The sequence below is a fragment of the Shewanella sp. AC34-MNA-CIBAN-0136 genome, from assembly GCF_040309945.1.
Taxonomy (GTDB): Bacteria; Pseudomonadota; Gammaproteobacteria; order Enterobacterales; family Shewanellaceae; genus Shewanella.
Genome location: NZ_JBEOPJ010000017.1, coordinates 1 through 12,159 on the forward strand (window position 1 = coordinate 1; position 12,159 = coordinate 12,159).

Below are 12,159 nucleotides of genomic sequence, written 5' to 3' on the forward strand. Positions count from 1 at the left end.
AGGGTAGATTCAAATCACAGGCATTGCTTGATGAAGCTGCAGTATTAGCCTGTATGGCCTATGTCGATTTAAACCCTGTCAGAGCCAATATGGCCGCAATCCCCGAAACCTCAGATTACACCAGTATTCAGCGCCGTATTCACTCAGCAGTAAAAGGAGAGCAACCATCAGAGTTATTACCTTTTGTAGGTAATGAGCGCTTAAACATGCCTAACGGGTTAATGTTCAGTGTAAAAGACTACATCGTACTGGTTGAAGATACCGGCAGGATTATTCGACAGGATAAACGCGGTGCTATTAGCTCAAGCAGTCAGGATATACTTAATCGATTAAACATTCCCGAAGACAACTGGTTAAAAATCACCACTGAATTTGGCGCACTATTTAAAGGTGCAGTAGGGGCATTACCACTGTGAGCATTTAGATAGAAAACGACGACAAGGCTCTTCAAATTGCCAACGCTGGTTGTGTGCTTAACCGTTAACCGTTCATAAACGTTAGCTTTCCTCCAAATAGCTTTTCAACTCATACTTGATTGATATCAAGATTTTCTGCTGGGTGGAATTCACTAGATGACTAATCAACGACTAATTTCGTGCTAATTTTTCAATCATATCGATTTCAATAATTGGATTGAGCACCTAGAAAAGAACTGTCGTAAAAGAAATCAAAACGAGTTATGTTATTTTCTTAAGAATGGGTGGCTATGTTTTTGCTGCTATGTTTTTGCTATGTTTTTTGGCAGTAACGTGTTGATATTGACAAATACTCAATAAATATTTAAATGTCATATATCGACTACGAATGTTCACTATCTGAGATGTAATTTTTCGATTAGTAATTGATTATAATGAATTTTAGTTTTATTTTGTGGCTGATTTCTTGGGTTCAAATCCCTATCCCTCCACAAGATTCAAGACTTAAGTCTTCGAAATTAAAACATGGTCATCCACTTCAACTGATTCGAGAAGATAAGCGTGGAGCCATTAGCTCAAGCAACCATGAGATACTTAATAGGCTAAACATCCCCGCAGAGAATTGGCTTAAAATCACTACAGAGTTTGGTGCATTATTTAAAGGCGCTGTCGGAGCATTACCCGCATTAACTGAATACTGCGAGCATTTAGATCGAAAACGACGACAAGGCGCTGCAAATTTTCAGCGTTGGCTGTGTGCTTAAGCATTAATTCCTCAAAAACCACAATTCTCCTTATCCTTGATTGATATCGAGATTTTCTGCTGTGCTGAATTGCGTAGATGACTGATAAATCGATCATATAACGCTATTTTTTTAACCATGTTGATTGAAATTGATTAGTTGAGTACATCGAGCAGAGCTATCGCCAAAGAAATGAAAACGAGCTATGTTACTTGTTCAAATAATGGGTGGCTTGGTTTTACTGATACAGACTGGGCAGACCAGAGTGATTCAAGAGCAGCGTATTTGTCTAAAGCAAACAATTATTTACTCAAATCATATGTTTTATAAAAATATTCTAAGGGTGCTGAGGTCAATATATGTGGAACAAAATGCTAATAATGAAATTGTTATCTTTTTCAATATGTGTATATTTTATTATTTTTTCAAACAACACGTTAGCAACAAAGGAAATTGATTATGAAGATGTCAATTTCTACACTTTGGCTGCGAATGAGGCTGTTTTGGATGGCAAAAAAATACAGATTCAAGGATGGTTAGAAGTTTGGGGTGACTTTGATGGTGGTAAATACTCAGTCTATTTATATCCAGTTGATATTAGCCGAGGGAATAAGAATTCTTTTGATAGAATAAAGGTTGTTGTAGATAAAGAAGCATTTGACTTTGCTAAAGAAAGTCTTAATCTAAAGGCTGTTCAAGTAATTGGTATTTATAGCCAAAAAAAACCTTCAAAGAGTGGGGTTTTCGGTAATATAAGTAAATTATCAAGATTAAGGGTTAATCCATTAACTGAAAATAATTAAGACGACCAACTGGCGGTAATGCAGGCCCTAACGCCATTACGCAGTTTATTCGTGGTGGTACAAAAACCTTCACCTATGACAATAACGGTAACCGTCTCACGGGTGATGGTGTAACGTTAACCTATAACGACCAAAACAAGCCGTTAACGGTAGACCGCAATAATGTAAAAAGTATATTCAGTTACGATGCGAATGGTAACCGCTATAAACAGGTTAAGCAGCAAAACGGTAGTGTGGTATCGACCACGTATTATTTGGGCGAAAGATAGGACTTTGAACCCACGGGTTCCTCTTTATTAAAAGCTAAGCTATCCCTCCACAAAATTCAAGACTTAAGTCTTCGAAATTAAAACATAATTAAAACATGGTCATCCACTTCAACTGATTCGAGAAGATAAGCGTGGATCCATTAGTTCAAGCAGCCTGGACATACTGAATAGACGAAACATCCCCGCAGAGAATTGGCTTAAAATCACCACTGAATTTGGTGCATTATTTAAAGGTGCAGTTGGAGTATTACCTGCCTTAACCGAATATTGTGAGCATTTAGACCGAAAACGACGACAAGGCGCTGTAAAATTGCCAGCGCGGGTTGTGTGCGTAAACAATCACTTCTGAATCCCACAAACTATTTTCTACTTGATTGATATCAAGCTTTTCTGTTGCCTTGGTTTTAACTAATGAGTCATTTTGTGGCTATTGAGTAAACATTTTTCAAATCACTCGGTTGAATCTGTACGTTAAGAAAATCATAGCAAGTGTTGGCAACTCAAAAACGAAAGGCGTTATGTGTTACCTTAAAAACGGGTGGCATATTTTAATTGGAATATTTTGATGGAGATAGTGATCTTAAGCTCTTGGTTAAGAACATACCATGAACTCTGTTTACCCTGACTGAGTAAGCTAGGCCATTTATGGCTTGATTATTGTTATTTTTGTGCCATGAAATAAATGCCAACATAGGCTGAGAATTGCGCATTAATGCCAGTAGAAGCAATCATATTCTGCACGTCCCATCATATCCTGCACATCTAGACAAGAATTAACCTAAGGGGTCTTTTAGCATGAATAAAGCAAAGAATAGTGGCAGCCTTGATTTGCCAGTTGACACTTTCAGTAGTCACACCCCAACACCAACATCAGTTTCGCACTCCATACCCGCGGGGTTTGTGCGCGTGCGCGGCGCCCGAGAAAATAACCTGCAGAACGTTGACGTGGATCTACCCCGGGACTCGATAGTTGCTTTCACAGGGGTGTCCGGCTCTGGCAAATCCTCGCTCGCTTTTGGCACCATTTTCGCTGAGGCCCAGCGACGTTTCTTCGAATCCGTCGCGCCGTACGCCCGGCGTCTGATCCAGCAAGGCCATACGCCTCAGGTGGACGAAATTACTGGATTGCCGCCAGCCGTCGCTCTCCAGCAGCGCCGAGGTACACCCAACTCACGCTCAAGTGTAGGCACAGTCACCACTCTCTCGAATTCTCTGCGGATGCTTTATTCCCGTACAGGTATTTACCCTGATGGAGCTTTGCGTCTCGAGTCGGACTCCTTTTCACCCAACACCGCCATGGGCGCTTGCCCTAAATGCCAGGGACTCGGAACCGCGCACACAGTCACCGAGGCATCGCTGGTGCTCGACCCTTCACTGAGCATTCGCGAAGGCGCCGTTACGGCTTGGCCTGGGGCGTGGCAGGGTAAGAACTTGCGCGACATCCTCACTGCGCTCGGCCATGATGTGGACATACCTTGGGAACAGCTGTCCCGCGCCGATCGCGATTGGATCTTGTTCACCGAGGAACAACCCGTGGTCGACATCATGCCGGAGCGAGAACGGCCCCGGCCTTACAAGGGGAAGTTCTGGAGCGCGCAGAGTTATGTGATGCACACGCTCGCCGATTCAAAAAGCGCTTCGGTGCGTAACCGTGTACTGAAATATGTTGAATCTGGACCATGCTTAATATGCGCGGGCAGCGGACTGCGCAGCGAAGCACTCGCCGTTACCTTTAACGGCCGCACCATAGCCGAGCTCAACAGCTTGTCGCTCACCGAGCTCCGCCACGTGCTTGACCGTCCGGCGGCCGCCAATACCCCGGGTGCGACTATCACCAAGGATCTCACTCGCCGCCTCGACGTGCTGCTCGATCTCGGCCTCGGATACCTAAGTCTAGGCCGCGCAACACCCACGCTCTCTCCTGGTGAAATGCAGCGGCTGCGCATAGCCACCCAGCTGCGCTCTGGGCTTTTTGGCGTAATCTACGTACTCGACGAGCCTTCCGCTGGGCTTCACCCGGCCGATGCCGAGCCGCTCCTAGCCGTACTCGACGAGCTCAAATCTAGTGGTAACTCAGTTTTTATCGTGGAACACAATATGGACGTGGTACGCCGCGCCGACTGGGTCATCGACGTCGGCCCGCATGCGGGAGAGCAGGGCGGAGTGGTCCTCTACAGTGGACCGACGGCTGGACTCAAAGATGTACCTGCCTCGATCACGCGAAAATTTCTCTTTGCAAGCGAGCGTCCAGTCCCGGCTGCACGCGAGCTGCGACAACCGCTCGGTTGGCTTGGCCTGACGGGTATCACCCGCCATAACCTACGCGGACTCGACGCTGAGTTTCCGCTCGGCATACTGACCGCGGTCACGGGTGTATCGGGCTCAGGCAAGTCCACTCTAGTGAGCCAGGTGCTTGCCGAGACTGTTGGCCTGCACCTTCATCCTGATCTGGATCCCAGTGACGGGAACGCATCCACAGCCTCGGTGGCCGGGGATAAGGATGAACAACCCGAGCCTAAACCCGTCGAAATCACCACGGTTGAAGCGATCAACGGCGCGGATCTGATCGATCGACTGGTGCGCGTTGACCAGAAACCAATCGGTCGCACACCGCGGTCCAACCTCGCCACCTATACAGGCCTGTTCGATGCCGTGCGCACCACATTCGCCGCGACCCCCGAGGCTCGGAGCCGAAAGTTCGGCGCTAGCCGGTTCTCGTTCAACGTGCCGGGTGGCCGCTGCGAGACCTGCCTTGGCGAGGGATTTGTGGCGGTCGGTCTGCTTTTTTTACCTGGCAGTTACTCGCCCTGTCCCGACTGCGGTGGCACGCGGTACAACCCTGAGACCCTCGAGGTGACATACTGTAACAAGAATATAGCCGAGGTGCTTGGGCTTACAGTGGATGCGGCAATGGTGTTTCTCGCCGATGTACCCTCGGCATTGCGCAGCCTTAAAACCCTTAGTGAGGTGGGGCTCGGCTACCTACGACTCGGCCAACCCGCCACCGAGCTTTCCGGAGGAGAGGCGCAACGCATCAAGCTCGCGACCGAGCTACAGCGGGCACGCCGCGGCCATACGTTGTACATTCTCGACGAGCCCACAACAGGGCTGCATCCTGCCGACGTGCTATTGCTGCTCGCCCAGCTCAACCGGCTTGTCGATGCCGGCAATACCGTGATCGTGGTCGAACACGACATGGACGTGGTTGCCGCCGCAGACTGGGTTATTGATATCGGCCCTGAAGGCGGTGACAAGGGAGGCGCTATAGTGGTCGCTGGCACGCCCCATGCTGTGGCCGCCCACCCGGAGAGCCGAACGGCGCCTTACTTGGCCCAGTGCATCTCTACCACCTGAGCGACTGCCTGTCGTGGCAAACTAGGGGTCGCGCAATAATAAAGCTGACAGCTTTCTGAAATAGGCATGAATTTTCACCTGTGTACTTTTGAAAAAAGACTCTTAGCTGATTTGGGGCCAGCCTAATAGTTCCCGTATCATCAAACATGTCAATAAACGTTTTTGAAGCTTTTTTTTGCCGGCCCCAGGCGATCCGTACATAAAAATAGACACCGACTGTAGATCCGCAGGAAACGCAGTTTAAATTGGTCTGTTCACGTGCTATCTGAGTGCGATTTGCTTTCGCATAGATGATGCCTTGGTTTCAATTTTAGTTTTTCTCTGTCATAGGTCGTGATAGGTTTACCCAATTAAAACAAAAAGATACTAGCAATTGCAATGTGAGTGTAAATTTACCATAGCTTGTATGCATCTACATGAACGGTTGGGTGTAATAACATCACGATAACATGGCACAACCTATTAATTATGATTACGGCAGCCTATATCGCTATGAAAACACCAATAAAATGGCGTTTTACCGCTAGGGAAATCGCTGATTTATTAAGCCATTGAATGGCTTTTTTATGCTCTCCGCCCGTTAACTTCGTTGCTCATCGCACTCATCGCACTCATCGCACTCATCGCACTCATCGCACTCATCGCACTCATCGCACTCATCGCACTCATCGAGGGCATCGCTCACTTTGTTCGCTGTTTACCGCCTCATTGGTTTTACGCCGGTTGATACTTCGAGTATTGATGCCTATAAGGACAAACATAGTCGTATTTGTTTGGTTGAACTTGCTAACAAGTTTATCGACAGTTGCGACAAAAACACTTCCTTTTTCAGCACTATGTCATCTATTGAGTATTGCTCAATAGATGACAAAGTTGTGCCGTTTATCTACACGCTTGTGTACATACAATGGCGTAGAAATGTCTGTAAATAAGTGTATGTACGCAGTCGCACAGACAGTCAGATTGGCTGATGACATGATTTGAAGTTCTGACGTTATCGTACCGTGCGATTAAAGATCCTCAGATGAAGGAGTGACATGCCAAATGGATAAAACCTTAATCATAGATTATTACACTGACATTCTTTGTGTCTGGGCTTGGATTGCTCAGAAACGTGTTGATGAACTTAATAAAAAATTGGGACACAAAATCGAACTTAAATGTTACTACGTTGACGTTTTTGGTGATGTACCGACAAAAATAAACACTCAATGGCAATCAAAAGGCGGGTTTATTGGCTTTGCCGAACACATACAACAGTCAGCATCTGCCTTTGAATATGCCTATATAAACCCAAAAGTATGGACGCAAGTTAGACCCACCACTTCAGCCAATGCGCATTTGATGCTTAAAGCGGTAGAGATTACTTATGATAAAAAGAAAAGTATCGATATGGCGCTAACATTTCGAACCGCATTTTTTGTTGATGGCTTGGATATTGGCAACCTAGAAGTCCTCTGTGATTTAGTTAACGCCAATGGACTAGACCTAAACACCATCAATACCAGTATTGGTGATGGTTCTGCTATGGCATCTTTAATGGGTGATTATCAAAAATCAAAGAGTCAAGGCATTAACGGTAGTCCTTCATATGTCCTTGATGGTGGGCGTCAAACATTGTATGGCAACATAGGTTTCGGCGTAATTCTTGCTAATATTGAAGAGCTTTTGAAGCATCCAACAGATGAGGCAAGTTGGTGCTAAAACGAAAGTGTACAGAGGTGAAGTTGAGAAGCATGTCTTCGATTGGAACATGAGGTTCTGCAACGCCCCAGCGTTATTCTACGTAATCAGATTAGCGGCTTCGAGCCGTCACATCTGTTGGATATCGCACAGACGAATACCTATGGTCAAGTCCAGACTGACATACATTGAAAGTATAAGTCGTCTCAGTTTACCCAATCCTTAGCGCCGAAACTGACCAGATTACATCTGTTTGTGACAACCGGCTTATGGTAATCAGATAAGCTATAAATGCTTTAATAACAAGGGAATAATTACCATTACTGTCAAAAAGTGAAACCCTTATTGAGAAATGTGATATTTAGGAGACAGACCATGATTGAAAAAATAGCAACTATCCAGTGGCAAGGTCAAGGTAAGAAAGGCCAAGGTAAAATAAGTACCGAGACCGGTGCACTGAAGCAATATCCTTACGGCTTCGGTAGTCGCTTCGAGGATGACCGAAGTGGCACTAACCCTGAAGAGATACTAGCCGCAGCCCATGCCGCGTGTTTTACGATGGCGTTTTCATTCGCCTGTGATAAGGCAGGGTTTGCCACCGCCAATATCGACACTAAGGCCAGCGTTCGTCTCGCTAAACAAGGCGAAGGTTTTGTTATAGACCGTATCGCGTTGACGATGAGCGCAGAGGTTGCGGGCATCGACGAGGCGAAATTTCAGGAGATTGCGGCTGCGGCAAAGTGTGACTGCCCGGTATCGAAGGCTCTTGCCGGTGTTGAGGATATTACCCTGCAAGCGACACTGAAATAGGTCATCTCCTGAGACACGCTGTCAGCCCGCGCCATGCAACTACACAGCAGCAACTACACGGCAGCAACGCCAAAGTCAGACCGAACGCTAAAACGAAGGTTTAATGACTGTATTCATATCCTGTTCCAGCATTTTTCTAACCGTCGGCAAGATTGCCGACGGTTCTTCTACGGTGAATAACGTTCGGTCTGGTGTCCGTGCGTTAACACATTCATCAATAGTCCTGATTTGGCAACTAACTCGGATACATAGACACAGAGCGGTTCGTCAATCGCATGAAAATGACACCAACGTTTGATAGCGTACAGACAGCGTTGCCGCTTTTACCTTTTAATAGTTCTGTATCGCTCTCATGTTGGTACATTTAACATTCGAAGGAGACGATACCTATGTTACGTACCGTTAACAATATAGAGGACTATGTCATCAGTGCTACAGATGGCAACATTGGTCATATCAAAGACGTTTATTTCGATGATGAAACTTGGTGTGTTCGCTTTCTCGTTGTTGAAACAGGCACTTTAGGATAGCAGAATAAAAAGTTGCTTATATAAAAGACAAATCACGGAGGGCGTATGCATGACCATGAAGATAAAAAGTCACATTATAAAAAAGATAGTCTGACATTAGTTGGTGCGGTTGCGCTTGGCACCGGCGTTATGATTGGTGCTGGCATATTTGCTTTGACAGGGCAGATGGCCCAGATGACCGGAAGTCTTTTCCCGCTGGCTTTTCTTTCGGCTGCGGTGGTTGTGTTATTCAGCGCATACTCTTACGTAAAATTGTCCAATGCTTATCCTTCCGCCGGTGGGATTGCCATGTACCTAAAAAAAGCCTATGGCAGCACGGTGACAACCGCCTTTCATTCCCTGTTGATGTATTTTTCTATGGTGATTGCCCAGAGTTTTCTGGCGCGTACCTTTGGGACTTATACATTACAGCTGTTTGGTATCGATGATAGCAGCGTGTTAGTGCCAACACTGGGTGCTGGATTATTGCTGGTGGCGTTTCTGATCAATTTATCCGCCAACAAGATGATCGAAGGTGTCGCGTCGGTGCTCGGCTTTATTAAGATTGGCGGTATCGTTTTGTTCGGTATCGTTGGCGTAATGGTTGCTGGCACGGTTGAAGTCGATTTCTCAACAGTCAGTCCAGACGCCTCAACTTCTGGTGCAACAATAGCTGGTTTTATTGGTGCAACCGCGCTGGGTATTTTGGCCTTTAAGGGTTTTACCACCATTACCAATAGTGGTTCAGAGCTTACTGACCCTCACAGAAATGTGGGCCGAGCTATCATGATCTCCATCGGTCTTTGTGTGGTAATTTATACGCTCGTCGGTTTTGGCGTCGCAAGTAACTTATCACTAGTGCAAATCATCGAAACAAGAAATTACTCGTTGGCTGCAGCCGCAAAGCCTGCACTGGGCGAATACGCGGTCTGGTTTACGGTTGTTTTGGCCATGATAGCAACAGCAGGCGGTGTTATTGCCAGTATATTTGCGGTTTCGCGGATGTTGGCAATGCTGACTGATATGAAACTCGTTCCCCACAGCCATTTTGGCATGCCCGGTAGCATCCAAAAGCACACCCTGGTTTATACCGTCATTTTAGGTTTGCTGTTGACCATATTTTTTGACCTGACGCGGATTGCGGCCATGGGTATCATCTTTTATTTGATTATGGACATGGCGATCCACTGGGGTGTTTTACGTCACCTGCGAGACGAAGTCGGTGCTAAACGCGCATTCCCTATGGTCGCGATTATCCTTGACTTGATCGTTCTAGCCGGTTTTGTCTGGATCAAGATAAACAGCGATCCATTGGTGTTAGGTGTCGCTGGTGTTGTCATGTTGGTTATTCTGCTTGTTGAGATCCTATTTTTACGACATAACCCTATCGAGCCAAAAAACCACAACCACGGATGAAAATAACCCAATACTACCTTCTAGTGCTAACTGCCCGAGACAGCCTGAATGCAGCTGTGTAGGGGCTCACTCCCTAGGACGAACTTTAATCATGGAGATAAATAATGAAATCTGTCGTTATATTTGGGGCTGGCATTGCCGGATTAAGCGCCGCACATGAGCTGGCCGAACTGGGGTATCTTGTTTCAGTTTATGAAACGGCTGATGAGCCGGGGGGATTCTTTAGAAGTTCACGCCTTAGTCACGACAATATACCGACCGAGTATTCTTGGCATGGCATGGGACCTTGGTACCATAATGTTTTTGATTTGATGAAAAAAATTCCATTCAATGAAGAGGGCAGCGTTTATGATTTGGCCCTGTCTCGGCCCATTGATTTTGGCATATTCCCTGATGCTGGTCAGGCGCAATTTTACGATGAGGGATTTAAAAGTATTAACAAGATGTTTGGCATGAGCAATTGGGAGTTTACCAGAGCGTGCTATTTAATGTTAAAGACTTGGACCTCAAATCATCGAAGCCATGTGGTATATGCCAAGGTGAATGCGGCTCAAGCTTGGAAACCTATGCTTAGCGTGCAAAGTTATAACGCGTGGCGTTCTTGTTTCGGTCCTTGGATTGGCTCTGATTGGTCCAACGTGTCACTGCACACCGCAGGGGATTTTTTTAGAAAGCAATTTACGACAAAGCCCGCGCACCAGCATAAATCTGATCAAGATGGACCCGCATGGCAGCAAGGTGCCGGAGACGGTTGGCTACTCCTAAAAGGGCCCAGTAGTGAATACTGGTTCAATCCCTGGGTTAAATACCTTGAACACAAGGGCGTGAAATTCTATTGGCAGAAACCGCTCACCAAATTAGTGTTCGACGGCAGCAAAATAGTCTCCGCTTTTGTCGGTGATGAGGAGATCAAAGGCGATATTTATGTTGTGGCCATCAATCCTTACTTGATGGTTGATATTTTAAGTAAAACTCCCGCGCTTGAGCGGCAAGAAGAATTAAAATTGTTTACACCGCTTGTTCAAGACGGCCCACACACTCAAGTCTCTTTTCGGTTAGCATTTTCAGACGAAATCAAACTTCCTCGAAAGCGGACTGCAGCGGTGATCAGTGATTCAGAATTTAATTTGACCGTGTTCGCCGAAGAACAAGTTTGGGACAAGGACGTGGATTTGGGGCAAAACATCAAATCTCTTTGGACTGGCACGTCTTGTATTGGCGGCTTCCCTGGGAGGATATTCCATAAGCCCGTCAATCTCTGCACCAAAGAAGAATTTATCGAAGAAGTGAAGGCTCAAATCTTGAGTTGCGGTGCACTAAATCAATTGATTAAACAAGCGAATGACGGCAAAGAGTTGAAAGATTTTACAATTGAAAAAGTTGAAGTGTGGCATGAATGGCACTTTTCCCGTGATGGAATAACGCCGCTACAGCCAAAGTGGGTAAACACCACCAACACTCAAACATTTATGCCATCTCAAAAAACGCCAGTGTTTAATCTATTCTTGGCCGGAGCCCACACTAAGACTCAGGCTCAAGTCTGGAGTATTGAAGGTGCTGTTGAAAGTGGCAGAAGAGCGGCCAAAGCGATAGATAAACGAGTTAACGTATTGGATCAATATCGACCCAGATGGATTAAATTGTTATCGAAAATCGATGACATCTTGTATCTAATTAAAGCACCGCAGCTTCTAGATTCTGTGGTTTTATGTATCGTTTTATTGCTTATTTTGTGGTTTTTGATCTGATCATATCTTGATTGATCTTAGCGCTATCCAGAAGGGATGAGCGACATTAAAAGTGCCATAACATCAATATCGGCCCTAATAGGTCTCACAACGACAAAGGAGTTTAACCATGAACAAGAAAGAAGCTTACCAAAAAAAACTACAGGCACAATTAGACCAGTGGAGTGCAGAGATCGATAAGCTCAAGGCCAAAGCTGATAACGCGCAGGCCGATGCACAAATTGAGTACTACAAACAAATCGAGGAACTGCGAACGATGCAAAAATCGGCCAACAGCAAACTTACCGAACTTAAGGAATCGAGTGACGGTGCATGGGAGGAGCTCAAGGCAGGTATGGATGGTGCGTGGAACTCGCTTGGCAATTCGCTGAAGTCGGCTACCTCCAGATTCAAATAAACAGCATGGTC

8 protein-coding genes and 3 pseudogenes are annotated in these 12,159 nt (G+C 45.9%); all 11 read left to right on the plus strand.

Annotated features, from left to right (window positions below; genetic code table 11):
* Positions 1-477 (plus strand): annotated as a pseudogene (locus AAEY94_RS15895) (transposase); the annotation flags it as partial.
* A gap of 478 nt (positions 478-955) precedes the next feature.
* Positions 956-1,180 (plus strand): annotated as a pseudogene (locus AAEY94_RS15900) (transposase); the annotation flags it as partial.
* 359 nt (positions 1,181-1,539) lie between these two features.
* Entirely contained in the window at positions 1,540-1,962 is a 423-nt protein-coding gene (locus AAEY94_RS15905) for a hypothetical protein (protein WP_350979231.1), read from the plus strand.
* Between the two features lie 378 nt (positions 1,963-2,340).
* Positions 2,341-2,566: pseudogene (locus tag AAEY94_RS15910) on the plus strand (transposase); the annotation flags it as partial.
* Between the two features lie 460 nt (positions 2,567-3,026).
* The gene (locus tag AAEY94_RS15915) at positions 3,027-5,585 is read left to right on the plus strand and encodes an excinuclease ABC subunit UvrA (protein ID WP_350979232.1); all 2,559 of its coding nucleotides are present in this window, start codon (positions 3,027-3,029) and stop codon (positions 5,583-5,585) included.
* Between the two features lie 1,044 nt (positions 5,586-6,629).
* Positions 6,630-7,289 (plus strand): DsbA family oxidoreductase, encoded by a 660-nt coding sequence (locus AAEY94_RS15920; protein WP_101088479.1) that lies wholly within the window; start codon positions 6,630-6,632, stop codon positions 7,287-7,289.
* Between the two features lie 354 nt (positions 7,290-7,643).
* Entirely contained in the window at positions 7,644-8,078 is a 435-nt protein-coding gene (locus AAEY94_RS15925) for an OsmC family peroxiredoxin (protein ID WP_123777477.1), read from the plus strand.
* Between the two features lie 389 nt (positions 8,079-8,467).
* Positions 8,468-8,608 carry a PRC-barrel domain-containing protein gene (locus tag AAEY94_RS15930; protein WP_242445210.1) on the plus strand — a complete coding sequence of 47 codons (141 nt, stop codon included), beginning with the start codon at positions 8,468-8,470 and terminating at the stop codon, positions 8,606-8,608.
* Positions 8,609-8,653: 45 nt separating this feature from the next.
* Positions 8,654-10,003, plus strand: a complete 1,350-nt coding sequence (locus tag AAEY94_RS15935; protein ID WP_350979233.1) for an APC family permease — start codon at positions 8,654-8,656, stop codon at positions 10,001-10,003.
* A 104-nt stretch (positions 10,004-10,107) separates the two neighbouring features.
* Positions 10,108-11,751: an FAD-dependent oxidoreductase gene (locus AAEY94_RS15940; RefSeq protein WP_350979234.1), complete on the plus strand. Its 1,644-nt coding sequence runs from the start codon at positions 10,108-10,110 to the stop codon at positions 11,749-11,751.
* 109 nt (positions 11,752-11,860) lie between these two features.
* A complete protein-coding gene (locus AAEY94_RS15945; protein WP_192114790.1) occupies positions 11,861-12,148 on the plus strand; it encodes a sll1863 family stress response protein in 288 nt (95 codons plus the stop codon).
* The last annotated feature ends 11 nt before the right edge of the window (positions 12,149-12,159 follow it).